This window comes from Nonlabens sp. Asnod3-A02 (genome assembly GCF_045063755.1).
Taxonomy (GTDB): domain Bacteria; phylum Bacteroidota; class Bacteroidia; order Flavobacteriales; family Flavobacteriaceae; genus Nonlabens; species Nonlabens xylanidelens.
The window spans coordinates 478,371-502,748 of the sequence record NZ_JBEFOC010000008.1; the positions used below are offsets into that span (position 1 = coordinate 478,371).

The 24,378-nt window shown below is 35.2% G+C and carries 23 protein-coding genes; 14 read left to right on the forward strand and 9 right to left on the reverse strand.

Going from position 1 to position 24,378, the window contains the following annotated elements; all coding sequences use genetic code 11:
• The first annotated feature begins 5 nt into the window (after positions 1-5).
• Together ACJJVN_RS12135 and ACJJVN_RS12140 are read left to right on the forward strand one after the other, a co-directional pair.
• Complete coding sequence (locus ACJJVN_RS12135) at positions 6-2,183, forward strand: PepSY domain-containing protein (RefSeq protein ID WP_405378358.1); 2,178 nt, start codon at positions 6-8, stop codon at positions 2,181-2,183.
• A 12-nt stretch (positions 2,184-2,195) separates the two neighbouring features.
• A complete protein-coding gene (locus ACJJVN_RS12140; protein ID WP_405378359.1) occupies positions 2,196-2,549 on the forward strand; it encodes a DUF6686 family protein in 354 nt (117 codons plus the stop codon).
• 270 nt (positions 2,550-2,819) lie between these two features.
• Here ACJJVN_RS12140 and ACJJVN_RS12145 read toward each other — a convergent pair whose 3' ends face one another.
• The 7 genes from ACJJVN_RS12145 to ACJJVN_RS12175 form a co-directional block, all read right to left on the reverse strand.
• Entirely contained in the window at positions 2,820-3,650 is an 831-nt protein-coding gene (locus tag ACJJVN_RS12145; protein WP_405378361.1) for an alpha/beta hydrolase family protein, read from the reverse strand.
• Complete coding sequence (locus ACJJVN_RS12150) at positions 3,647-6,376, reverse strand: PD-(D/E)XK nuclease family protein (RefSeq protein WP_405378363.1); 2,730 nt, start codon at positions 6,374-6,376, stop codon at positions 3,647-3,649. Before ACJJVN_RS12150 ends, ACJJVN_RS12145 begins: the two co-directional genes overlap by 4 nt.
• A 122-nt stretch (positions 6,377-6,498) precedes the next feature.
• The gene (locus tag ACJJVN_RS12155) at positions 6,499-8,367 is read right to left on the reverse strand and encodes an OmpA family protein (protein WP_405378365.1); all 1,869 of its coding nucleotides are present in this window, start codon (positions 8,365-8,367) and stop codon (positions 6,499-6,501) included.
• Positions 8,368-8,390: 23 nt separating this feature from the next.
• Complete coding sequence (locus ACJJVN_RS12160; RefSeq protein WP_170034476.1) at positions 8,391-9,305, reverse strand: type IX secretion system membrane protein PorP/SprF; 915 nt, start codon at positions 9,303-9,305, stop codon at positions 8,391-8,393.
• 252 nt (positions 9,306-9,557) lie between these two features.
• On the reverse strand, positions 9,558-10,547 hold the full coding sequence (locus ACJJVN_RS12165; protein WP_405370185.1) for an endonuclease/exonuclease/phosphatase: 990 nt from the start codon (positions 10,545-10,547) through the stop codon (positions 9,558-9,560).
• A 226-nt stretch (positions 10,548-10,773) separates the two neighbouring features.
• Positions 10,774-11,373 (reverse strand): TetR/AcrR family transcriptional regulator, encoded by a 600-nt coding sequence (locus ACJJVN_RS12170; RefSeq protein ID WP_405378367.1) that lies wholly within the window; start codon positions 11,371-11,373, stop codon positions 10,774-10,776.
• 54 nt (positions 11,374-11,427) lie between these two features.
• Complete coding sequence (locus tag ACJJVN_RS12175; protein WP_405378369.1) at positions 11,428-12,774, reverse strand: cytochrome-c peroxidase; 1,347 nt, start codon at positions 12,772-12,774, stop codon at positions 11,428-11,430.
• 94 nt (positions 12,775-12,868) lie between these two features.
• On the opposite strand from ACJJVN_RS12175, the gene ACJJVN_RS12180 reads away from it, so the two are divergent.
• Positions 12,869-13,624, forward strand: coding sequence for an alpha/beta hydrolase (locus tag ACJJVN_RS12180; RefSeq protein WP_405378371.1), 756 nt, complete (start codon positions 12,869-12,871; stop codon positions 13,622-13,624).
• Between the two features lie 91 nt (positions 13,625-13,715).
• Positions 13,716-13,961 carry a hypothetical protein gene (locus ACJJVN_RS12185; protein WP_405378373.1) on the forward strand — a complete coding sequence of 82 codons (246 nt, stop codon included), beginning with the start codon at positions 13,716-13,718 and terminating at the stop codon, positions 13,959-13,961.
• On the opposite strand, the gene thiL is transcribed toward ACJJVN_RS12185, so the two are convergent.
• Positions 13,952-14,995: a thiamine-phosphate kinase gene (gene thiL / locus ACJJVN_RS12190; protein ID WP_104514135.1), complete on the reverse strand. Its 1,044-nt coding sequence runs from the start codon at positions 14,993-14,995 to the stop codon at positions 13,952-13,954. The two genes, ACJJVN_RS12185 and thiL, sit on opposite strands and share 10 nt — an antisense overlap.
• 169 nt (positions 14,996-15,164) lie before the next feature.
• Between thiL and ACJJVN_RS12195 the strand changes: the two genes are divergently transcribed.
• The 5 genes from ACJJVN_RS12195 to sufD all read left to right on the forward strand — a co-directional run bounded on the left by ACJJVN_RS12195 (position 15,165) and on the right by sufD (position 19,604).
• On the forward strand, positions 15,165-15,494 hold the full coding sequence (locus tag ACJJVN_RS12195; RefSeq protein WP_104514713.1) for an iron-sulfur cluster assembly accessory protein: 330 nt from the start codon (positions 15,165-15,167) through the stop codon (positions 15,492-15,494).
• A 50-nt stretch (positions 15,495-15,544) separates the two neighbouring features.
• On the forward strand, positions 15,545-16,993 hold the full coding sequence (gene sufB / locus ACJJVN_RS12200; protein ID WP_405378375.1) for a Fe-S cluster assembly protein SufB: 1,449 nt from the start codon (positions 15,545-15,547) through the stop codon (positions 16,991-16,993).
• A gap of 28 nt (positions 16,994-17,021) precedes the next feature.
• On the forward strand, positions 17,022-17,459 hold the full coding sequence (locus ACJJVN_RS12205; RefSeq protein WP_405370174.1) for a component of SufBCD complex: 438 nt from the start codon (positions 17,022-17,024) through the stop codon (positions 17,457-17,459).
• A 5-nt stretch (positions 17,460-17,464) separates the two neighbouring features.
• Positions 17,465-18,217 (forward strand): Fe-S cluster assembly ATPase SufC, encoded by a 753-nt coding sequence (gene sufC, locus ACJJVN_RS12210; RefSeq protein WP_298954755.1) that lies wholly within the window; start codon positions 17,465-17,467, stop codon positions 18,215-18,217.
• 73 nt (positions 18,218-18,290) lie between these two features.
• Positions 18,291-19,604: a Fe-S cluster assembly protein SufD gene (sufD, locus tag ACJJVN_RS12215; RefSeq protein ID WP_104514139.1), complete on the forward strand. Its 1,314-nt coding sequence runs from the start codon at positions 18,291-18,293 to the stop codon at positions 19,602-19,604.
• Positions 19,605-19,682: 78 nt separating this feature from the next.
• Here sufD and ACJJVN_RS12220 read toward each other — a convergent pair whose 3' ends face one another.
• Positions 19,683-21,317 (reverse strand): S8 family serine peptidase, encoded by a 1,635-nt coding sequence (locus ACJJVN_RS12220; protein WP_405378377.1) that lies wholly within the window; start codon positions 21,315-21,317, stop codon positions 19,683-19,685.
• A gap of 71 nt (positions 21,318-21,388) precedes the next feature.
• Between ACJJVN_RS12220 and ACJJVN_RS12225 the strand changes: the two genes are divergently transcribed.
• The 5 genes from ACJJVN_RS12225 to ACJJVN_RS12245 are packed head-to-tail and all read left to right on the forward strand — an operon-like array spanning position 21,389 to position 24,326.
• Positions 21,389-22,636 carry an aminotransferase class V-fold PLP-dependent enzyme gene (locus ACJJVN_RS12225; RefSeq protein ID WP_405378379.1) on the forward strand — a complete coding sequence of 416 codons (1,248 nt, stop codon included), beginning with the start codon at positions 21,389-21,391 and terminating at the stop codon, positions 22,634-22,636.
• A gap of 27 nt (positions 22,637-22,663) precedes the next feature.
• Positions 22,664-23,068: an META domain-containing protein gene (locus ACJJVN_RS12230; RefSeq protein ID WP_405370169.1), complete on the forward strand. Its 405-nt coding sequence runs from the start codon at positions 22,664-22,666 to the stop codon at positions 23,066-23,068.
• Positions 23,068-23,493, forward strand: coding sequence for a SufE family protein (locus ACJJVN_RS12235; protein ID WP_405378381.1), 426 nt, complete (start codon positions 23,068-23,070; stop codon positions 23,491-23,493). The genes ACJJVN_RS12230 and ACJJVN_RS12235 overlap by 1 nt, the downstream gene beginning before the upstream one ends.
• Before the next feature lies 1 nt (position 23,494).
• A complete protein-coding gene (locus ACJJVN_RS12240) occupies positions 23,495-23,815 on the forward strand; it encodes an iron-sulfur cluster assembly protein (protein ID WP_104514142.1) in 321 nt (106 codons plus the stop codon).
• 1 nt (position 23,816) lies between these two features.
• Positions 23,817-24,326, forward strand: coding sequence for a DUF2480 family protein (locus ACJJVN_RS12245; RefSeq protein ID WP_405370168.1), 510 nt, complete (start codon positions 23,817-23,819; stop codon positions 24,324-24,326).
• Positions 24,327-24,378: the final 52 nt, after the last annotated feature.

A 24,378-nucleotide genomic window follows, 5' to 3' on the forward strand; every position in this document is an offset into this window, starting at 1 on the left:
ATTTTATGACGCTTTCTTTATGGAGATATAGTCACTTACTCCTCGCATTATTTTCTTCTTTGTTTTTAATAGTCGCATCAGTTACTGGTGTGGTACTTGCCCTGGAACCTATTTCTAATGCTACGCAAAATTATCATGTTGTAGATCTAGAAGATGTTTCTCTAGCAAGAACTCTTACACAATTAAAAAAAAACAATGAAGAGGTATTATCTATAAAAGTAACTGCAGATTCCTATGTGATAGCGTCAGTTATTACACTAGATGGGACGAGTCAAGATGTTTATATACATCCAGAAACTGGAACATCATTAGGGTTAGTAATAGAGAGAGCGCCTATCTATAGATGGACCACTAATCTACATAGATCTTTGTTCTTAAAAAGTATAGGGCGCATTTTTGTAGGTATCGTCTCTTTACTTCTTTGCTTTATCGCCTTCACTGGTATTTTATTATTAATACAACGTCAGGGCGGTTTTCTTAAATTATATGGAAAGATTAAAGAACGTGATTTTAACCAGCGTTATCATATCATATTAGGTAGGTGGTTGTTATTTCCTATTCTAATAATAGCAGTAACAGGCGTCTACCTGTCTGCAGAGAAGTTTGATCTAACGCCTAGTTTCTCCATAGAACATGACTGGAGTAAAGAACCATCGATAGAACTATCTAGTGGTGAGTTAATCGACATTCCGTTTTTTCAGGAATTAAAAATGTCGCAAATAGACCAACTTAGTTTCCCTTTTTCTGAGGACCAGTTGGATTATTTTGAGATTACCTTACATGATTGTGATCTTCTAGTAGATCAATATTCTGGTGAGATCATAAGTGAAGTATCGCATCCTTTTGCACATGTTCTATCCTCGTGGAGTATGACATTGCACACAGGAAGCGGCAGCATCATCTGGTCTGTAATTTTACTTATCTCTAGTGCTAGTATTTTATTTTTCATCTTCTCTGGTATTGCGATGTACCTAAAAAGACGCAAAAAAGCTGTAAAAACTATAGCTCTAGCAAATAAAGAAGATGCAGAAATAGTAATTCTTGTGGGATCAGAAGGTGGTAGTACGTTCGCTTTCGCGAAAGCGATATCAAATCAATTATCTGAACAAGGGAAAAAAGTTTACTTAAGCTCTCTGAACGAATACAGCATCTATGAGAAAGCTACCCAATTTATCATATTCACAGCCACCTATGGCGATGGTGACGCACCTACTAATGCGAGGCATTTTCTACAAAAATTAACTGTTATAGAACAACCTAATCCTATACGATTTGCAGTCTTAGGATTTGGCTCTAGAGATTATGATCACTTTTGTAAATATGCCGTAGAGGTAGACACAGCTTTACAAGAACGAGCTGGTTTCACACCTATGTTACCACTAGATAAAATTAATAGTAACGATGCTCAAGAAATTGAAAAGTGGTTAGAAAAATATAAAAGACAGACTGGTATAACTTTAAAAAACGCCGATTTTAAAGAACCTACATATTCTACATTCAAGGTATTAGAATGCTCCGTATTAAATCTAGACGACACCTTTTTATTGTGCATCCAGCCTCATAAAAAATTAAAATATAAGTCTGGAGATATATTATACATTTTGCCACCAGATGAAACTAAGCCACGTGCTTATTCTATCGCTAGAATAGACAATTACATAATATTAAGTATTAAAAAGCACGATCGCGGTTTATGCTCTACTTATCTCAATGAATTAAAAATTGGTGATCAAATAGAGGCTTACATAAAACAGAATGAAAGATTCCATCTTCCTAAAAAAGAACGATCAGTTATTATGATTTCTAATGGTACTGGTATCGCACCATTCTTAGGAATGATTAATGAGAAGAAAAGTAAAAAAAGAGAACTACATCTATATTGGGGTGGTCGTAGTACAGGTAGTTTTGATTTATACCAGCCTTATCTCAAACAGACATCTTTATCTAGTCTACGACTGGCCTATTCTAGAGAAATGGATAAAAGGTATATACAACACAAAATATGGGATCAAAGGGTAGAAATAGCAATTCTACTATCTAACGGTAGTCCCATTATGATTTGTGGATCTCTTGCAATGATGAATGATGTGCTAGCAACAATAGAAAAAATAACCATAGAACAACTGGGTAAACCTTTAAGTGTTTTTGAACAAAGAGGACAAGTACTTACCGACTGTTATTAAAACGATAGACTTATGTGTAATAAAGTAAAAACACTTGCCAAAAACAAACAAGGACAGCTGTCCTACTGCACTGGATGCAAAGTCTATAAACTTATCTTTAATAATCTAAATTTTGAGTTGTATCCTAAACAGTTTAGAAATTTAAGAGCTTATGTAAACGAGATAGAGGTAGAATACTGGGAAATAAAGCACGACCGCATGCCTATGAAACGTAAAATACCCATACCATCTACTCAACAAAATCTTACCATGATGTTTGATAAACATGAAATCGTGCTGCTTAAATCACTCCTTAATGAAGAAACGGTTAAACCTATGGAGACACTCACTATTACCGATATTGATTACACCTTGTTCTTAAATTAAGAAGCAGTCTCCAAGTGGGATCGCAATTATTACAACCACCTATTAAATATCTCTACAAAATAGCTATAACTAGTAACTTTAAGAACTATATTTGCGCCCCAGCAATATTAAACTAGTTAAATTAACTTTTACTTGCTGCATTTCTCTAACGATAAATAGAGAGAAAAGACATTTATAGAAAAGAGTCCTTTATATTGTTATGTTGGACTACTAGAAAAAGCTGAGGAGCTCCATCCTTGGCTTTTTTGTTTTATAGAATTATGTTAGAAATCATCTTAAAAAATTCACCATACACTGCACTGCTTCTCTTAAATGAGTAGGCAACAAACTAGATTCCCAAGGATGCGATGCTCCTAGAGTATGGTTAGCCTCTCTTATTAACTTTAATTGAGAGTTAGGACTGGCTTTATGGATAGCCAAAGCGTCTTTTACTAGAACGGTTTCATCATTCTCCCCATGTAAAATAAGGTGCGGCTGCTTTATTTTTTCGGCTTGTTTGAGAATGGTTAATGCTTCTTCATTTTGAACAAAATCTTGATAAAACTGATAGAAAAGTGGCATTTCTTGCTTTGTACGGCCATTTTTGATGTACATCACTTCATTTTCTTTCCAGTCTTCTAGTGCTTTACCGCTAGGAAAACGCTCTGCATAATTAGCTACTGCAGCAAGTGTAATCAGTTTTGAAACCCTATTGTCTTTTGCGGTGACAATTGTGGTGATTCCTCCAGCTCTAGAGTGTCCTAATAAATTGATTTGAGTGCTATCTATAGGCAACTGAGAGTTCTCTATCCAGTCCAGTACTGTAACAGTATCACGTACTTCTTTACTATAATTATTATTTCCGAAGGCATCGAGATCTGGAAAATCTATAGGTTGCTCTACCGTGCCGCCATTGTGTGAATAGTTGAATTTTATGAATAGAAATCCCGCTTTGGCGAAAGCCGAACCCATCAAACTCCATGCACCCCAATCTTTATATCCTTTATATCCATGACAAAAAACTACGACAGGCAAAGGTGTACCAGATTCTAAATATTCATAGTCTAACAGTATATCACGGTTGTTCTCTCCTTTTACTATGTTATTATTACTAGTTATCATACGGGCTTTTCTGTTAGAGGAATATTTTTATTAAATAGTTCTTTGATCAACACAAAAAGTACTTGTTCAAAATCCTGAAGTACTGCGACATCGATCATTTTTTCTTTATAAGATCTACCGGCTTTAAAACCAAAAGGTATGTAGCCCTGATCAAAATTCTTAAAACTTATTATACCAGCACTTGCTTCTGTAAAAGGCTCATTATGGCTGTATAAGTATGTGTACATGAGTACTTGAAATGCCTTAGCTTTTCCATAATCATCGATTATGATATCAAAGTTCTCTGGATCGATACCTACATTACCCTTAGCCGTTGCACCAGATTTATAGTCTATAATACGCAACTTACCGTCTAACTGATCGATACGGTCTACCATACCATGTATTTTCACCTTTCCTATTTCAGGAACATCAATTACAGCTTCTAGTTTGCGCTCTACACTTTTAATAATTAGTTCGCTACCGCTAGCAACTAGATCTAAATCGCTTTGCACCATCATTTTTATATAATGTAGTGATACTTCATAAATGATTTTATTCTTTCCTAGCGGTGTAGAATCTGACTTATAACATTCTTGATAGGCTACATCTAGCTCTGGTTTTATCTGTTTTTTAATTTTATCAAAATCTTCTTTGATTAAAATCTTATTTACATAGGGCTGATAGAGTTTATCCAGCGCCTCATGTATGATAGAACCCATGGTATTTGCTGCTATATTTTCTTCTACATCTTCCATTTGAGAAATGCGCAAAATCTTACTCGCATAAAAATCTATAGGATTGCGCACATAACTCGTTAAGGCCGACGGACTGAAACCGCTGCTCGCTATTTGCTGTAATCTTTCAAAATAAGATGGTTCTTTCTCGACCACCATTAATTCTTCTTTTACCGCACTATTTTTAAAAATATAATGCTGGTGAGAGACTATATGTTTAGAATTAGGATCTGTTTCTAATTGTGTTAAGAACCTACTTTTCTCACCACCGCCTAGTGTATCGCCTTCTGTATTGTAAATAAATGCTGCATGATTTACTCTGTGCAATAATCTATAGAAGTGGTAAGCATAGACACTATCTTTCTCTGAATAGGTAGGCAGTGCAAACTGATACTTCATATCGTTAGAGATATAAGAGGCTGTAGATTTTCCAGCTGGTAAAATCCCCTCATTTACCGATAACATTATGGTATTTTTATAATCTAATGCTCTGGTTTCTAAAAGCCCCATTATTTGCAAGCCTCGTACTGGTTCTCCTATAAAATCCAGATTTTTTAAAGGAACAAGTTGCTTGTATAAATAAGCCACTGTTTTAAGATCCTTTATCTCTTCATTATTATCTACTATGGTAGATAAATTCTGTACTACCTCTGTAATACCTAATAACTGCTCTATTTCTAACCTTCTATTCTCCTCTTGCAACAACTTCGTTTTAAGCTCTAGTAGAACGTTTTCTATTAACTTGATAAGCTCACCTACGTTTTGAATAGGTGCCATGATTTTATTGAGAATAGTACCTTCTATCACCTCATCAAAACTAGATGGAGTCACATAGATTAAGTTATTCTCTTTAATATATTTCACTAATTTACGAGAGTCGCTGTCTATTAAAACAAATGCAAATGAAGACTCTAGAATATTTACTACTCCTTTGTAATAATAGCCATCTTCAGTAGCCTCGGTATGCATTTTAATAATATCATATACAAATGCAGATAGTGGTAACTGGTCTAGAGACAGTCCCATAGTCACATTAAAGTGTGCAATATTATCAGGTATAGCGTCTAGTAATGGCAAAAGCAATCTCTCGTCTGCGAGAATAATTGCAGTATCTTCTAGCTCTTCTTGAGGTATTTGCTCCATTAACTTTACCGCAACCTGGATCATACTTAAATTACCAGCTGCGCCATGAATATCTATTTTCTTATTGGACTGGTATTCATTACCATATATTTTAAGCTCGTTCTTATCATAATACTTCCAGTCTTTTTTAAACTTGCGTATAAATTTACCAGATTCATGATAAGGCAATTCCATAAGGTATTGATCTATATCCCAGTAAATACACGCCTGATCTTCCTCAAGGAGTTTTTGTATAATATTAGACTCGGCAGTGTTGAGTGCGTTGAGCCCTAAGAAAATGGTCTTATTTTTAGTGGTAGAGTTATTGGATAATTGTTCCGCTTTCGCGAAAGCTAACCTATAAGCCATCCCTTGATACACCGTTTCATTTTCTAGACATAATTGTTGGAAAGCATTATAGTACAAGTGGAGTTTTTTCCAAAACCTCAAATACTTAGACACCATCAAAGTTGGGTTTTGATTTAAAGCCCAGTGATCCATCTCTTTTACACTACCTAGATAATTAAAAAACTGTTCCGGATCTACGAGATAACGATCCATTTCATTAAAATCTTTGAGTATAGTTGTTGCCCAACCTATGAATTCATCAAAGCTATCTACATTTCCTTCTGTTTCTACACTTTTATAAGCCTTATAAAAAAGTGGTAATAAATCTAGATCATTAACTATTTCTACCTGGCCTAATTGTTCAATATACTCTGTAACGCTATAGATTTTAGGTAAAAAAACAGGCTGTTCTATGCGTTGTGCAAGATACCTACTCAAAAAAATACCGACACGTCTAGACGGCACGACATAAGTTGCTGTTATGACATCTATATTGTTATTCTCTAAGTCTGCAAGGACTTTTTCTAAAAATGAATTCATCTGGTTAAGATAATTAATATGCTCATTTAAGAGAACAAATTTGCATAGCTTTTAGAAATAAAAAAAGTCCATTTGCAATTGCAAATGGACTTTTAAAAGCATTGGCTGGTTAGTAATACTTTTTATCTTTTTGTGATCGTAAATTCAGATCTACGAGATAATTCATATTCGTCTGCCGTACATTTTTTAGATCCACAATCCACAACTGGATTAGCTTCTCCACGACCTGCAGCAGTTAATCTAGAACCGTCAATTCCTTGAGACTCTACATACTTGATAATGCTATTTGCACGTCTTTCTGTAAGAGCAAGGTTATAAGAGTCAGAACCTCTAATATCTGCATATGTTTCTGCAAGAACTTCTAGAGTAGGGTATTTTTTCATAAGACCTACTAGTCTATCTAACTCAAGTGCAGCATCTGGACGTATGTTAGATTTTGCAAGATCAAAGTATATCTTATTCAAGATAATTTTATCCTCAACAATTTCTGGTTCTGGAGCCATCATTACTTCTACCATAGCAGCTTCTTCTTCAGCAACTGTTAGAGTAGCTTCACCACTTTCATATTTATCTTTTGCACCACGTGCAGTAAGCTCTAGGTTACAGTCTGTAGTAAATACAGCAACACCGTTAGCATCTGTAGTCTGTCCTGGCATACTGTTTCCTGCAGCATCTTGTAAAGATACTATAGCACCTGGAATAGCTTTTCCTGTTTCTTTGTCTACTGCTTTAACTGTTACAGCAACTTCACAGATTTCAATTCTTTCTACACCGTAGATATCATCACCACCTTTACCACCTGCGCGGTTAGAAGATACATAACCTTTACCTGTTTCATTAGAATACGTGAATCCAAAATCGTCTAAAGAACTATTGATAGGCGCACCCATGTTAGTTACTTTACCATCCATAAATTTAAATACATCTAGTCCACCTAGACCTAAGTGACCATTACTTGAGAAGTAAAGAGTACCATCGTCTGCAACATGTGGGAAAGAATCATCTCCAGATGTATTAACTGTAGGACCTAAATTTACTGGGTTAGAAATTTTTCCATTTTTAAGATCTGCTTTATAGATATCAGTTCCACCTAATCCACCTGGTGCTTCACTAGCAAAGTAAATAGTTGAACCATCTTTAGTAATAGAAGGGTGACCTACACCATATTCTTGTGATTCTAAAGAAGTAGTTGCTACATCTCTCCACTCACCGTCAGCTTTAATAGCACGGTAAATATTTAATTTACTCTCACCATCTGTAGCTTTTTCATAATCACCTTTTAGGTAATCTACTCTAGTAAAGAACATGTATTTACCATCTGGTGTGATATCCATAGTACCTTCATGATACTTTGTATTTACATCACCTTCTAAAAGCGCTGGTTTACCAACAACACCAGCGTCATCGATAGTAGCCTCATAGATATCTAAATAAGGTTCTTTGTTCCATCCATATTTACCTCTACTCTCATTACGAGCACTAGAGAAATATAATTTGTTACCTATTTGAAGTGCTGAGAAGTCACTTGCTTCTGTATTAAATTTATGAGCCTGAGTAGTAAATGCATCTTTCATCCCTTGTATATCTTGAATATAGTTAGGATTAGACTTGTATTCTTTTGCACGATCATCGCCAGGTGCAAGACTTGCAAACTGATTCATAATCGTGTTAGAAAGGTCGTATTTTTGAGATGCTTTTAAAGACTGTGCATATCTGTAAAGCGACTCTGCTTTAGGATCACGCTTTATAGCTCTTGCATAATTTCTTTCTGCATTTTTAAAATCACTATTGAAATAATAAGAATCAGCTAGTTTAGTATAAACATGTTGTGTTCTTACACCGTTGCTAATAAGCTTTTCATAAGCTTCGGCAGCATCTACATAACGTAGTTGCTCGTATAATTTATCTGCTTTTGCAGTTTTATCACTTTGGGCTTGCGCGCTCATCGCAAAACCAACGCATAAAATTAAGAGTATATATAGTTTTTTCATGGTTGTATTCTTTGCTGTTTGAATTAGAAGAAACGTGGAGACTGCATCACTTTACGAGGGAAAGCTAAACCGAAGGTTACAAATACCTCGTGAGAACTGTTAGATACCACAGAGATATCTGACACTACACGATCATAAGCATATCCTACTTTTACATTATCAGTAACATTCATTCCTATTAAACCACTAAATGAATCTTCCAGACGATAAGAAACACCTACTTCAAATTTTTCATTGAATAACACGTTTGTGTTTAAATCAAAACTAACTGGAGAGTCAAATGCACCTTTTACTAATACGTGTGGCTTTAATTTAATATTGTCTGCAACATCAAATACATATCCACCTGTTACAAAGTAATGTTGTGTTTCACTTCCGAATTCTAAACCGTCCTCATCTAAGTGAGTACTTTTTAACATGTTAGGAACAGAAAAACCAGCATACCAGTTAGATCCATATAAAAATGCACCTGCACCTAAATTAAGATAAGTCTCATTAAGTTCTTCGGCAAAAAGTGGATCACCTGGTACCGTAGTCTGTACGGTATTTAAATTTACATCAAAAAAGGTAAGTCCTGCTTTAAGACCTAAGGCTAGAGTAGTTTCTTTACCAACTTGAAGTCTGTATGAAAAGTCTCCATAGGCATTAGTCTCGTGAACCGGGCCTACATTATCAGAAATTACAGATAGACCTAAACCTGTGCGCTCACCTATAGGTGAACTACCTGACACTGTAATAGTCTCTGGTGCTCCATTAACACCAGACCATTGCTGCCTGTATAATGCGGTTATATTTAGGCCATCTTGTGTACCAGCATAGGCTGGATTGATAACATTCTGATTGTACATGTACTGTGTGTACTGAGGATCTTGTTGTGCGTGCACTACGCTTGTAGCAGCGATAGAGAAAAAGAGCCCCATTGCAAGTAATTTTTTCATTCTCACAAAGTTAGTTTTAAGGTTGTGTTATAGTTTTGTCTGGCTAAATATAGTCTGAATTATTCCAATTAAAGGACTTCTACTGTTCTTATTTTTGCTTTCGCGAAAGCGAAACTACAATCTAACAATAAAATTCTGTTTAAAAGATACCAGTCATATATCTAGAATGGTGAATATATAAAAAATCTAAGCCTAGTTCTATTTAACAATTTCATAATAGATTAAGGGTTGCATTTCATAGTCAAATAACGTTTAATTACGTCTGAATATCGCAAAAACAGGAAAATGGTCACTATATCCACCTTTATAATTGCGACCTACAAATGTTCTTGCAGGCTGTCCACGGTATTTTCCTTTCCACTGTCTTAACATGATATCATCAAAAATATCTGCCTTATAAAAGTAAAGGGAATCTGGTACGTCGTTATGTAAACTATCACTAACCATAATCTGATCAAAAAGATTCCACTTAAATTGATGATTTAAAGAACCGCGATGAAATTTCTTTAATGGCGCAGTGACGTTATCAAATCCGTTAGGTAATATTCCTTCTCTAATACTATTATTTTCAGGGTCATCATTAAAATCTCCCATAATAATGACATGATGAGACGCCTCTATTTCTAGATCGCTTTTAAGTCTTTTAGACTCCACATCCTTAGTTGTTATGTGATGCATTAATTGTTTTGCTACTTCTACTCTTTTATGGTCGGTAGTTTCTGCACCGTCACGTCTGGACGGCCAGTGATTCACATAGATACGCACAGGTGTGCCAGCTAGAACACCTTCTATATAAAGTATATCTCTAGTAGTATCTATGACACCTTGCTCATCTTCTAGATGAATATTTACTGGTTCTGAATGTGTGGGCTTAAAAACAGTAGTATCATACAATAAAGCTACATCGATACCTCGCTCATCTGGACTGTTATAGTGTATGTAATCGTAATTATGATTGGCCAGTTTGGGTTGCGAGACTAGATCGTTAAGCACCTTTTTGTTCTCCACCTCTGCCAGTCCTATTATCGCAGGTAGTTTACCGGTTTGTTCATAACCTATTCTACTAATAGCATCACTTATTCTTACTAGTTTTTTTTGATACCTACTTTCTGTCCATTGCTTGCGACCAAATTCTGTGAATTCTTGATCCATAATAGAAGGATCGTTAATTACATCAAATAGGTTTTCTACGTTATAAAAAGCAATCGTGTACTGTTCAAATGACTGTGATGGTATGGACAACTGAAGATATTTTAGTTTTCAAATGTAATCTATCTAACAAGCTTTTAAAATGATTCATAAAGTAATTTAAAGAATACTATGTTCTTAAAAAAATAATACTGATAACTAAGTATATATTTTAAAACACAATGAAAACTACATATTTTACCTCATCAATTACTTGATCGTTAAGCTAGTGTATTACTTTGAGAGTTAATTAAATTATTGAGTTTATTCTATTCTCTGGTTACTTTACAGCAACTAAAATGCTTTGATTTAAATTTCTTAAAAAATCTATACATGTATTAATTGCATCATTATTGCGCTCTAATTTGCTCATCATCATAGCACCTTCAAGCGTGGCAATATAAACGTGGACCATCTGATCCACATCTGTATTTTCTTTAATGTGATTTCGTTTTTTTGCACTTTCCATTATCCTGCGCAATGTAGATTTAAAAGTAACCAGCATGCCGAAGGATTGCTGCCTTAAAACTGGGTTTGCATCATCACTTTCTACTGCGCTATTAAGTAAAGGACAGCCACCAGCATATGGCGGATTCACTAGATAATTTTTAAAAAAAGTAAAAAACACCTCTATCTTAGACTCATAACTAGTCGCGTCTTTAATTTCTTTATTAAGTATATCAAACATTTGACGCCCTAAACTCCTCAACGCTTGCTGCTCAAGGTCTTCTTTGTTCTTAAAGTGTTTGTAAATAGCACCTTTAGTTAAACCAGTCGCTGTAGTGATATCACTTAAAGATGTGGCTTTATAACCTTGCACATTAAATAGGTTTGCGCTTTCTTTTAAAATCGTTGCTTTAGTATGCTTTGGATTTCTCATGGCATAAAGATACCGCTTGGTATTTTAATATGCAACTAGCTTTTCTTAGGTTATTTAATCACAGCCTAGATCTAATTTACTCTGGTCGTCTGCATTAGGAAAACAATTTCCTGACTTAACAGACTCCGGCACATAACGCGATAACTCTGGATCATAAAGACTGTTCTCTACAAAGAATACTAGGTCAGAAATCTCTTCTTCAGTTAAATTAAGCGTACCTTTTTCTACAGCTATGTTATTAATCGCATTATTATCTTGAAGTGAAGCACCATTCTTATAACGTATTACTTCTTCTATAGTATTAAATGTAGAGCCATGTCCATAGAATCCTGCATCTTTTAAATTATATAAAGTTGGTGTTTTAAATTTATAATCATCGGCACTGTTACCAGTAAAACCGCCTCTTCCTTTCTTTACATCATCAAAACCAGCGTCATCTAACACAACAGCATCAATAGAATCATCAAAATGACCAAAACCGAATGCATGGAATTCCTGGTCTTTTAAAGCAGGACCAGTATGACAGTTCATACACTGCCCTTTATCTGCAAATACTATCGCACCTCTTTTCTCTTTATCAGTAAGTGCTGTATAATCACCTTTTAAATAAAACTGCCATCTAGAACGGCTAGCTAGCAGGGTTCTATTAAATGCTGCAATAGCAAGCGCTGCATTTTGCGGTGTGTATCTATCTGCCTCTGCAACATCTTCAAAGGCCTTATTAAACAACCATCTATAACCATTATTATTAATGAACTCTTCGTCTATTTTAAGCCTGTGTGTTGTTTGCCCTATTAAACCTTGCATTTCTACTCCTTGAAAACCTAAGTTATTTTCTGGTATACCTGCAGCTGCCCATCTAGATTCTGTACCTACATTAGGTCCTGTTGCACCCAGCATACCATTCCATAAAGCTGTTTCTTGATAAGCTACATTTAACAAAGTCGGTGGTCGCACCGGTTGTAAGTCTACAGAATCTAACGGCATAGTTAGATCTATGCGTCTACCTTCTCCTGCAAATCCAAAACCAATACCTGATTCCCCTACACCTTGTCTCACACCTGCATAAAAACTAGAAGCCACAGGATGACAGGACGCACAAGAATAAGTTCCTTCCATTTGCTCCATTTTAGGAACACCTCCAGCAGCTGTTTCATGAACTAAAAATTGCCCCAATGCAACCTTATACGTATTTAATGGATTTAAAGGATCTTGAGGTATGGCGTTAAAATCATCACTTTCTGGTAAAATAAAAAATCCTTTTCCCTCACCATTTGCACGTTCTTCTAATAAATCATCTAATCGTATATCTAATTCTGACCTAGCTATTTCATAATCGTCCGTATCATCACAAGATATAAGAAGTAGAAATATTATACTTAATAGATAAAAATTCTTCATTGTAGGCTGGTTTTGACGGCTAATTTAACTAAAATTTCACAGTCGTGATATTTTTGTGATATTTAAGACTCGTTCCAGAGACTACCTTTGCCACATGGATAGATTACACTATGAATATATAAAGAACCAGAGACCTGTTTTACTTTTAATACATGGCTTTTTAGGCAGTATGGAACAATGGGATTATCTTGAAAATGGACTATCTAAACATTATTCCCTTTTAAAAATCGATCTCCCAGGTCATGGTAATAGCCCAGAGTTCACATCTCCATACACTTTAGAATCGCTTACCTTATTAATAGACCACATACTGATAAAAGAAAAAATTGAAAAAGTAGCTATTCTAGGTCATAGTATGGGAGGATATTTGGGTTCCGCTTTCGCGAAAGCGAGACCTCAAAAAACATCTTCTCTTACCTTATTAAATAGTATAGCTGGAGAAGATTTAAAAGAGAGGAAGATAATGAGAGACCGATCTATTAATCTCATAGAAAAACACCAAGAAGCTTATGTAAACATGGCAATAGGCAATCTTTTCACTACTACAGAAAGAGCATTATATAGTGATCGCATAGAACTCATGAAAGAGCAAGCACATTCCATTACTATTAAGAGTATTGTACATGCACTGGTATGTATGCGTGATAGAAAAGACCATCTTATGGATTTACAAAACGCTCTAGTAGCAGTGAATTACGTCTACGGCACAAAAGACCAGATAATCACAACTGATCGCATAGAAAAAGAAGCTAACTACCTTAATTGCAAAGCATCAAAGATGGATTGTGGTCACATGTCATTGTTAACAAATGCTGAAGACATCCTTAAAAAAATGCATTTTATCGAATAATTATGCGTTTAGACAAATTTTATTAACAATTTGACTTATATTAGTTGGCTTAATTCTAACCAGAATACTATTACTCTAATTCTCCCTATCGATGCGTAAAAAATATTCCCCAATTAAGGCCGCAAGATGCTCCATTACAAAGCACAACTACCAAGTTTCTCATGTAGTTAATGAACGCGTACAAGAAATGTGTTGTTCAAAGTGCGGTAAACAAATCACTAATACTATTTATGGAGAAGTCGTACCGCTTAACGACTTACATTTACAAATAAATGAAGCGTTAAACGACGTGGCTCGTAAAAGACAAAAAGCAGGGTTAGTCGTTTCTTATTCTTGAAAACTATTCCATCCCATAGCTCTTATTGGGATTTGCTCACCACCACGCGTCACTAGATTACTGCCTAGAGATGCATCTACCACATGCCCGATTATAGAGAGACTAGGATTTGCTTTAATTTTAGGAAAATCTTCCTGCTTTACAGTGAACAATAACTCATAGTCTTCACCACCGCTTAAAGCAATAGTTGTACTATCTAGATTAAACTCTTCACAAGCAGTAATTACTGTAGGATCTAGAGGTATTTTATCCTCATAGATAGTAATTCCTACATCACTATGTTTACATAAATGTATAATTTCAGAACTTAAACCATCAGATAGGTCTATCATACTAGTAGGTAGAACATCTAACTCTTCTAACAATTTAGGAATATCCTTTCTTGCCTCAGGTTTTAACTGGCGTTCTAATAAATAGCTATACGCATCGATATCTGGCTGGTTTTGTGGATTTGCTTTAAAAACAGCTTTTTCTCTTTCAAGAATTTGAAGTCCCATATAAGCAGCACCTATATCACCAGAAACCACTAATAAATCACCATCAGCAGCTCCTTTTCTACGCACTATCTTATCTGCATCTTGCTCACCTATAGCCGTTACCGATATAACAAGCCCACTTCTAGAAGCTGTTGTATCACCACCTATTAAATCTACATTATAAGTTTTACATGCCATTTCTATGCCTTCGTACAGTTCTTTTACAGCCTCTACAGGGAATCTGTTAGAAATAGCAATAGAAACAGTCACCTGAGTAGCAACTGCATTCATGGCATAAACATCAGATAAATTTACCATAATCGCTTTATACCCTAAATGCTTTAAAGGAGCATAACTTAGGTCAAAATGAACACCTTCTACCAGCATGTCTGTAGTAACTACAGTAGATTTAGCATGATTTAATACAGCGGCATCATCACCTATACCTGTAACCGTAGAAGAATGAGTGATCTCAAAATTCTTAGTTATAAAATCAATAAGGCCAAACTCGCCTAGGTTCTCTACAGGAGTACGTTGTGGATTTTTATCTTCTATCATGTTGCAAAATTACGATATAGCCCACAATGACAGCATAAAAAGAACCTAATCTTTAAAATATAGCTAGCAATAAACAGATTGTATATCACTATATGAGAATATCATGACTCTCCAATGTTTACCGTTCTTAGTGTCGTATATTTGTATGCATTTTAAACAAGCAATTTATATGATAAGTGTATCAGAAACTGCAAAGATTAAACTTACTCAATTAATGAGTGAAGAAGGTTTTACTATAGGTCAGGACTTTGTACGCGTAGGTGTTAAGAGTGGTGGATGTAGTGGACTTTCTTATGATTTAAATTTTGATAAGGCAACTACAGAAACCGATAAGGTTTTTGAAGCAAACGATGTAAAGATAGTCGTAGATAAGAAGAGTTTTCTTTACCTAGTAGGTACTACACTTGAATTTAGTGGCGGTCTTAATGGTAAAGGTTTTGTATTTAACAACCCAAATGCACAAAGAACTTGTGGTTGTGGAGAATCATTTTCTCTATAAAAAACAGTAGGTAGTGACGCTTTCGCGAAAGCGGAATTAAAAGAAAATATATGTCAAAGTATACAGAAGAACAATTAGAAAAAGAGCTTCAGAATAAGGAATATGAGTACGGATTCTATACCGAAATGGAATCAGATACTATTCCTATAGGTTTAAGTGAAGATGTGATACGCATTATTTCTGCAAAGAAAAATGAACCACAATGGATGCTAGACTGGAGATTACAAGCCTATCGTGTATTTATCGAGATGGAAGAGCCAGAATGGGCAAACGTAAATTATGATAAACCAGATTTACAAGCTATCTCTTATTACTCTGCTCCTAATTCTAAACCTAAATACGACAGCCTAGACGAAGTAGATCCAGAATTACTAGAGACATTTAAAAAATTAGGGATATCTATCGACGAGCAAAAGAAACTTGCTGGTGTAGCGATGGATATTGTGATAGATTCAGTTTCTGTAGCGACTACATTTAAAGAAACTCTAGCCGAAAAAGGAATTATTTTCTGCCCTATTTCTGAAGCGATACAAGATCACCCAGAATTAGTTAAAAAACATCTCGGTACCGTAGTTCCTCAAAAAGACAACTATTATGCAGCTCTTAACAGCGCGGTATTTTCTGACGGTTCTTTTTGTTACATTCCTAAAGGTGTAAAATGTCCTATGGAACTTTCTACATACTTCCGTATTAATGAAGGTGGTACTGGACAGTTTGAGAGAACACTAGTTGTTGCAGACGAGGGCAGCTTTGTCTCTTACCTAGAAGGTTGTACGGCACCATCACGTGATGAAAATCAACTGCACGCTGCTGTAGTAGAATTAATCGCTATGGACGACGCAGAGATCAAATACTCTACCGTGCAAAACTGGTACCCTGGTAATGCCGAAGGAAAAGGTGGTGTATTTAACTTTGTGACTAAACGTGGACTTTGTGAGAAAAATTCAAAAATCTCATGGACACAAGTAGAAACTGGTAGTGCTGTAACCTGGAAATACCCAAGTTGTATTCTTAAAGGTGACAACTCTGTAGGAGAATTTTATTCTATCGCTGTAACTAATAATTACCAGCAAGCAGACACCGGTACAAAGATGATTCACTTAGGGAAAAATACTAAAAGTACTATTATCTCTAAAGGAATAAGTGCTGGTAAATCTCAAAACTCTTATCGTGGTCTTGTAAAAATAGGACCTAGAGCAATTAACGCTCGTAACTTCTCACAGTGCGATAGTTTATTAATGGGTAATGAATGTGGCGCACATACATTTCCATACATAGAGAATAGTAACAGCACGTCAAAAGTAGAACACGAGGCAACAACTAGTAAAATAGGTGAAGACCAGATTTTCTATTGTAACCAGCGTGGTATTGATACAGAAAAAGCAATTGCACTTATCGTAAATGGTTTTTCTAAAGAAGTACTGAATAAATTACCTATGGAATTTGCGGTAGAAGCGCAAAAACTACTAGAAATTAGTCTAGAAGGATCTGTAGGATAGAGACCGATAACCAATTAATTTATTAAATATGAAACGATTAATCGTTTTTAGTTTTTTAGTATTAAGTATTGCCTCTTGTAAAAATGAGAGCCAGTCTACTGAAGAAACTGTAGTAACAAAAGAAGTGACAGAAAACGCACTTCCAGAAGGAGAACAACTCTATAGAGGTGAATTTATTTACCTAAAAGACGCTGCTGTTCTTACTACAAGAAACGAGATCTATGCCGTAGAGATCAATGATAAAATGCACGAACTCAATGAGGTGGCAAAAGCATTGAAAAAAACGGAATTTGACATGGTAAATGTCGTTATACATGGAACAATACAACCTAATCCAGTAAAAGCTGAAATAGGTGAAGGATGGGATCAAATGGTGTCCATCACAAAGATTATAGAAGTAACTCCAGCAACAAGTGCAAACGTGATTAAGACTGGAAAAACGTTAGATATTAAAGAAGTTAAATAACAGATATGTTAAAGATTAAAGACCTTAAAGCAACTATAGAGGGAAAAGAAATCCTTAATGGAATCAACCTAGAGGTAAACCCAGGAGAAGTTCACGCAATAATGGGACCTAATGGTGCTGGTAAATCTACACTAGCAAATATTATCGCTGGTCGTGAAGAATACGAAGTTACTGGTGGAGAAATATCTCTAGAAGGTGAAGACATTGCAGAATTAGATCCTGAAGAAAGAGCTCACAGAGGTGTTTTTCTTTCATTTCAGTATCCAGTAGAGATTCCTGGTGTTTCTGTAACTAACTTTATGAAAACCGCTATCAACGAGACTCGCAAGGCTCAAGGTAAAGATGACATGACTGCAAAGGACATGTTAAAGATGATACGTGAGAAGTCAGAGCTTTTAGAAATAGACCGTAAATTCCTTTCTCGTTCATTGAATGAAGGGTTTTCTGGTGGAGAGAAAAAGCGTAACGAGATTTTTCAAATGGCCATGTTAGAGCCTAAACTTGCTATTCTTGATGAGACTGATTCTGGACTAGACATCGACGCACTACGCATCGTTGCAAACGGTGTAAATAAGTTGAAAAACAAGGATAACGCAACTATAGTTATCACACACTACCAGAGACTTCTAGACTATATCGTTCCTGATTTTGTACACGTACTATATAATGGACGTATTGTAAAATCTGGTGGTAAAGAACTAGCTTTAGAATTAGAGAAGCGTGGTTATGACTGGATCAAAGAAGAAGTAGAAGCATAAATTTAATAGGATTGTGATGATCTCGCTTTCGCGAAAGCGGAAACAACATCCAACTCTTTAAACAACAACAATTATGAGTTTTAAAGACCATATTCTTTCTTCTTTTATCGCCTTAGAAAATGAGGTAGAAACTAATAACTACGTGCATAAACTACGTGGTGAGGCATTGAAAGATTTTGAAAATCTAGGAATTCCACAGCGTAAAGAAGAAGCATACAAATACACTTCATTAAAATCTTTATTTAATAAAGACTATAGCCTATTCCCTAAAAAGGAAACATCTATCGATTATGGAGATATTAAAAAATACCTTATCCATCAAATTGATGCTTATCGCATTATATTTATAGACGGTATTTATAGTTCGCATCTTTCTCAAACTACGCATGATAAATTTGACGTTTGTTTAATGTCTAGCGCATTAAATAATCCTAAATACGCATCTGTAATTGAGAATTATTATAACAAACTAGCGACTAAGGATGGACTTACCTCTTTAAATGCAGCGTTTGCAAAAGAAGGTGCTTACATACACATAGGAAAAAACATAGCGGTAGAAAAGCCTATCGAGATCGTTTATTTCTCTACAGGTAATGAGGCAGAGATGATGACGCAACCTCGTAATCTAGTAGTAGTAGGAGAAAATTCTCAAGTACAAGTTATAGAGAGACATCAAAGCCTAAGCGATAACGCTGTACTTACTAACTGTGTTACAGAAATATATGCTGCAAAGCGTGCTCTTGTAGACTGGTACAAAATCCAGAATGATAAATTGAGTGCATCTTTAATAGATCACACATTTGCAGAGCAAAAAGACAACTCTGAGGTGCGTATTCACACGTTCTCATTCGGTGGTAAAATAACTCGTAATAACTTGAGTTTTTATCAGCGTGGTGAGCACTGTAACTCTGTACTTAACGGTGTTACTATTATAGAAGGTAAACAACATGTAGATCACTCTACACTAGTACACCACACAGCGCCTAATTGTGAGAGTTTCCAAGAGTACAAGCAAATCTTTGACGAGCGTGCTGTAGGAGTTTTTAATGGTAAAGTTCTTGTAGATAAGATTGCTCAAAAGATCAACGCTTATCAACAAAACAATAACATATTAGTAAGCGATACTTCTACTATTAATGCAAAACCTCAATTAGAGATCTTTGCAGATGATGTAAGATGTTCTCACGGTTGTACTATAGGTCAACTAGATGACGAAGCATTGTTCTACATGCAAGCTCGTGGAATCCCTAAAAAAGAAGCTCGTGCGCTATTGATGTTTGCTTTTGCAAATAGTGTATTAGAAACAGTTAAGATACCAGAGATTAAATCTCGCATCACTAAGCTTATTGCAACTAAACTAGGCGTAGAGATCGGTTTTGATTTGTAAGAGAGACTAATTACTTATATATTAAAAAATGCCTCATCAAAAGATGAGGCATTTTTTATAGAGAGATTTTACTAATAATTAATTTCCATTAGAAATACGCTCTGCCATTATAAGGGCATTATAAGCGTTTACCACTTTCCCAGATTTAGACAGTTGATTAAAAGGTGCCATTTTATCAGGATTTTCTTCTGTAGGAGTAGCTACTGGTATGGTGTATTCTATGCCAGAATCCATTAAAATATGTTTTACTTGTGATGCTGTAAGATCTGGATAGTAAGAACGTATTAATGCGGCTACTCCTGAGGTGATTGCTGCTGCACAAGAGGTGCCTGAAACATTTTCTTCATATTTATTATCTGGAATTATCGTAGAGATGTTTGTGCCTGGAGCAAATAAATCGACATCACGAGAACCAAAACTTGAAAATTCTGGTTTTAAATTCTGATCCTCAAATTTACCAGTAGCTCCGACAACTAGAAAATTATCAGAAACCTCAGCACCACTTTGTAGACGATCATTAGGATATTTATCAGTTTCATTTAGATCAAAACCTTCATTTCCAGATATGGTAATGATTAATACATCTTTTGAATTTGCATAATTTATAGCCTCTAGAACCCATTTTGGATAAAGAGTTCGTTCTTTATAGAAACTCATATTAATGACTTTAGCACCATTATCTACTGCGTACCTTATAGCAAGGGCAATATCCTTATCATGCTCATCACCATAAGCTGATATAGCTAAAGACATTAACTTAATCTCATCTTTCCAACCAATATTACTAATCAGACCACCCATTTGGGTTCCATGATCTAATTTATTTTTATTCCCAAATAAATTATTCCCGTAATCTGTATCACTTAAATCATGCTCATCATCTCCTTGAATCTGTCTGTCATTGAAATCAACATTAACTAATTTGTCTAATGTATTATCATAATACTCTAGTTGTTGTTCAAAATATGTTTTAGTCAAATTTTCTTTTAACGAATATCTCATGAAGCCCAAATCAATCATTTTATCTCTAGAAATACTTGTTGTTAAAATACTGTCAATATCCTTAATATCATATTTTTGCCCTTTAAACATAGATGATACACGTTGAGTTGATAACGGAAAAAGCGAATCGTTAACAAAATGTAGTTTTCTTTTTGAATTGTAGTATTGAACTAAGTTATTAAATTCAGTTTCTACATTTATATAATCAATATAAGCCAAAGAGTCCTTCTGATAAAGCCTAGATATATTATTATCTTTAAAATAATTCTTATACTTCCTTAGAAGCCTCGTCTCTTCCAGATTGACAAATTCAGTGTTTTCATTATATTTATTACCCAGAAAATTCCAACCATGTAGGTCATCTATATAACCGTTTTTATCATCATCAATTTGATTATTAGAAATCTCATCAATATTTTCCCAAATATGATTTACAAGATCCTCATGTGATAGGTCTATTTCACTATCAATTACAGCAACTGTGATTTCTTTACCTTTTTTATTGATCAAGATACTATCATAAGCTCTATTTAAACTTATTCCTGGTAATGTATCTAAAATGATATCTTTAAAATGCCAGTTTTTTAAATCGATTGAATCGTTTTTTTGCAGTATGGTTGTTGGGTTAATGATAGGATTGTGAGAATAGATTGTTTTACAAGAAAAACAAAACGTGATTAAGACAATAATCAAAAAAGACTTAGTTTTCATTAGCTTGAATTATACAGTAATAATAATCATACTATCTTATACAAGACATATTTTCTAGCAAGTATTTAACAATGCCTTCACGACTAGATCGTACCTTTGCAGGTATGCTAGACATCAAGAAAATAAGAGCTGACTTTCCTATCCTAAACCGCAAGGTAAATGGACATTCATTAATCTATTTTGATAATGCTGCGACTTCTCAAAAACCACAACAGGTTATTGATAAAATCGTTGAGTATTATACATTATATAATGCAAACATACACCGTGGTGTACACGCATTAAGTCAGGAAGCAACAGATTTATTTGAAGAAAGCCGCGAGAAGGTAAGAGCCTTTTTTAATATTGCTCATACTAAGCAAGTCATCTTTACTTCAGGTAACACACATTCTATAAATGCTGTAGCAAACGGCGCTCATGCCTTTGTAAAAAAAGGGGATGAAGTAATCCTTAGTGCTGTAGAACATCATTCTAATATCGTTCCATGGCAAATGTTATGTGAACGTGTAGGAGCAACTATAAAAGTTATACCTGTACTTGATAATGGAGAGCTGGACATGGCAACTTACCATCAATTACTTAATTCTAAAACAGCTTTTGTAGTTGTAAATCACATTTCTAATGCGCTAGGAGTTACTAATCCAGTTAAAGAAATTATAGATGCAGCACACGAGCATGGAGCAAAGACACTTATTGATGGTGCACAATCTTGTGGACACATGAAGATAGATGTACAAGCTCTCAATGCAGATTTCTATACCATGGCTGGTCACAAAATGTGTGGTCCTACAGGAATAGGGATTTTATACGGTAAAGAAGAAGCATTAAACGCATTGCCTCCTTATCAAGGCGGTGGTGAGATGATAGACCAGGTAAGTTTTGAAAAAACTACCTATGCTGGTTTACCACATAAATTTGAAGCAGGAACACCTAACATAGCTGGTGGTATTGCCTTAGGCGCAGCTATAGATTACTTAAATGAAATAGGCATGGATGACATCGCTGCCTATGAAAATGAGTTGCTTATTTATGGAACAGAGCAAATTAAAACCATTCCAGGAGCAAAGATCTTTGGAGATGTGACTGACAAAGCTGCCGTAATAAGTTTTAACGTTGCTAGTCTACATCCTTATGACATAGGTACCATAGTAGATAAACTAGGTGTTGCTGTAAGAACTGGACACCACTGTGCACAACCAGTTATGGAGCGTTATCAAATACCTGGAACCATAAGAGCTAGTTTTGCATTTTATAATACTAAAGAAGAAATAGATGTTATGGTACAAGCTTTGCAACGTGCTGTAAATATGTTATCTTAACTTTTAAGATAATTTAAAACAAATTATATGAAACTAACTACTGCAATACTCGTTTTAATGACCCTTATGGTTACCAGCTGTAAAGATATAGATGCTATTAATGGTGATTATGATATCACAATGGTAGGTAGCAACGACTACTCTGCTCACGATATTACCATGACTATAGAAATGGGAAAAGAAAATAAGATTTCTGGTAAATCTGCTTGTAATGGATACTTCGGTACTTTTAAAAACCCTGAAGATAATCAAGTAGAAATGGGAATGATGGCAGGCACAAAAATGTACTGTAAAGAAACTGCAGCCGTAGAAAAAGATTATTTAAATCATCTATCTCTAGTAACTGCTGTAAATAAAACTAAGACTGGACTAGACTTACTTAACAAAGATGGTGAGGTAATCATAGTTGCAGTAAAAAAAGAAACTAAGTAATGGCAAGTATTCAAGAAATACAAGAAGAAATCGTAGAGGACTTTTCTATGTTTGACGACTGGATGCAGCGTTATGAATATATGATCGATTTAGGAAAAAGTCTTCCATTAATAGATGAGAGTCTTAAGACTGAAGACCGTATCATTAAAGGTTGCCAGTCTAAAGTATGGGTAAATGCTGAGCTTATAGATAGTAAAATCGCTTTTACTGCAGACAGTGATGCTATTATCACAAAAGGTATTATCGCCATTCTTATAAGAGCATGGTCGGGACAGAAACCTGCAGATATTATTGCTGCAAACACAGATTTCATAGATGAGATAGGCCTTAAAGAACACCTTTCTCCTACACGTGCAAATGGTCTCGTGTCTATGATTAAACAATTAAAAATGTATGCGGTTGCATATCAAACTCAAGTAAATTAAGATGGAAGAAGTAAACGGACAAGAACTAGGAGAGAAAGTAGTAAAAGTACTTAAAACTATATATGATCCAGAAATACCTGTAGATATCTATGAACTAGGTTTGATCTATGACGTTATGGTAAGCAGCGATGCCGAAGTAAAAATACTCATGACTCTAACATCTCCTAACTGCCCAGTTGCCGAAACGCTACCTGTAGAAATAGAAGAAAAAGTAAAGTCACTTAAAGAGGTAACTGATGCTGAGGTAGAGATCACTTTTGACCCACCATGGAGCAAAGAATTGATGAGTGAAGAGGCAAAACTTGAACTAGGAATGCTTTAAAATGCAAGAAGAAATCATTAATCGCGTAGCAAACTCTAAGTTAAAGAACTTTGACTTAGAAGATTTCTACGCGCCAGGTTCTCGTACAGTTATTGATATTTCTCAATGGCTGTTAGAAGGAATGGTTTTGATAGAATCCCGCTTTCGCGAAAGCTTAAACACAACAGACTTTACAGTTTATAATGAACATTACGTTGCTATAATATGTAGCACAGACGCTATTGTACCACAATGGGCGTGGATGTTAGTACAAAGTCATTTACAAGGAATCGCAAAGAAAGTAGTTTACGGTTCTCTAGAACAGTTAGAAACTGAAATTTACAGAGAGGTGATTCAAAACCTAGATGTAAGCGAGTTTAAAGACGCACCGGTTATAGTAAAAGGTTGCTCTAATAAACCTGTTCCTGTTGCTGCCTATGGTATGATTACTGAAAAGTTACAGACCGTTGCTCGTTCTATTATGTATGGTGAGGCCTGCTCTTCTGTACCAGTTTATAAACGTAAAAAATAACTGCGATCGCCATTTTGTCACGCTATAATAGACATTTGTTAATGGCACATTC

What these genes read in the sequence shown, in the direction of transcription:
- ACJJVN_RS12135 (WP_405378358.1), top strand. Translation starts at nt 6, where the DNA reads ATGACGCTTTCTTTATGGAGATATAGTCACTTACTCCTCGCATTATTT.
- ACJJVN_RS12140 (WP_405378359.1), top strand. Translation starts at nt 2,196, where the DNA reads ATGTGTAATAAAGTAAAAACACTTGCCAAAAACAAACAAGGACAGCTG.
- ACJJVN_RS12145 (WP_405378361.1), bottom strand. Translation starts at nt 3,650, where the DNA reads ATGATAACTAGTAATAATAACATAGTAAAAGGAGAGAACAACCGTGAT.
- ACJJVN_RS12150 (WP_405378363.1), bottom strand. Translation starts at nt 6,376, where the DNA reads ATGAATTCATTTTTAGAAAAAGTCCTTGCAGACTTAGAGAATAACAAT.
- ACJJVN_RS12155 (WP_405378365.1), bottom strand. Translation starts at nt 8,367, where the DNA reads ATGAAAAAACTATATATACTCTTAATTTTATGCGTTGGTTTTGCGATG.
- ACJJVN_RS12160 (WP_170034476.1), bottom strand. Translation starts at nt 9,305, where the DNA reads ATGAAAAAATTACTTGCAATGGGGCTCTTTTTCTCTATCGCTGCTACA.
- ACJJVN_RS12170 (WP_405378367.1), bottom strand. Translation starts at nt 11,373, where the DNA reads ATGAGAAATCCAAAGCATACTAAAGCAACGATTTTAAAAGAAAGCGCA.
- ACJJVN_RS12175 (WP_405378369.1), bottom strand. Translation starts at nt 12,774, where the DNA reads ATGAAGAATTTTTATCTATTAAGTATAATATTTCTACTTCTTATATCT.
- ACJJVN_RS12180 (WP_405378371.1), top strand. Translation starts at nt 12,869, where the DNA reads ATGGATAGATTACACTATGAATATATAAAGAACCAGAGACCTGTTTTA.
- ACJJVN_RS12185 (WP_405378373.1), top strand. Translation starts at nt 13,716, where the DNA reads ATGCGTAAAAAATATTCCCCAATTAAGGCCGCAAGATGCTCCATTACA.
- thiL (WP_104514135.1), bottom strand. Translation starts at nt 14,995, where the DNA reads ATGATAGAAGATAAAAATCCACAACGTACTCCTGTAGAGAACCTAGGC.
- ACJJVN_RS12195 (WP_104514713.1), top strand. Translation starts at nt 15,165, where the DNA reads ATGATAAGTGTATCAGAAACTGCAAAGATTAAACTTACTCAATTAATG.
- sufB (WP_405378375.1), top strand. Translation starts at nt 15,545, where the DNA reads ATGTCAAAGTATACAGAAGAACAATTAGAAAAAGAGCTTCAGAATAAG.
- ACJJVN_RS12205 (WP_405370174.1), top strand. Translation starts at nt 17,022, where the DNA reads ATGAAACGATTAATCGTTTTTAGTTTTTTAGTATTAAGTATTGCCTCT.
- sufC (WP_298954755.1), top strand. Translation starts at nt 17,465, where the DNA reads ATGTTAAAGATTAAAGACCTTAAAGCAACTATAGAGGGAAAAGAAATC.
- sufD (WP_104514139.1), top strand. Translation starts at nt 18,291, where the DNA reads ATGAGTTTTAAAGACCATATTCTTTCTTCTTTTATCGCCTTAGAAAAT.
- ACJJVN_RS12220 (WP_405378377.1), bottom strand. Translation starts at nt 21,317, where the DNA reads ATGAAAACTAAGTCTTTTTTGATTATTGTCTTAATCACGTTTTGTTTT.
- ACJJVN_RS12225 (WP_405378379.1), top strand. Translation starts at nt 21,389, where the DNA reads ATGCCTTCACGACTAGATCGTACCTTTGCAGGTATGCTAGACATCAAG.
- ACJJVN_RS12230 (WP_405370169.1), top strand. Translation starts at nt 22,664, where the DNA reads ATGAAACTAACTACTGCAATACTCGTTTTAATGACCCTTATGGTTACC.
- ACJJVN_RS12235 (WP_405378381.1), top strand. Translation starts at nt 23,068, where the DNA reads ATGGCAAGTATTCAAGAAATACAAGAAGAAATCGTAGAGGACTTTTCT.
- ACJJVN_RS12240 (WP_104514142.1), top strand. Translation starts at nt 23,495, where the DNA reads ATGGAAGAAGTAAACGGACAAGAACTAGGAGAGAAAGTAGTAAAAGTA.
- ACJJVN_RS12245 (WP_405370168.1), top strand. Translation starts at nt 23,817, where the DNA reads ATGCAAGAAGAAATCATTAATCGCGTAGCAAACTCTAAGTTAAAGAAC.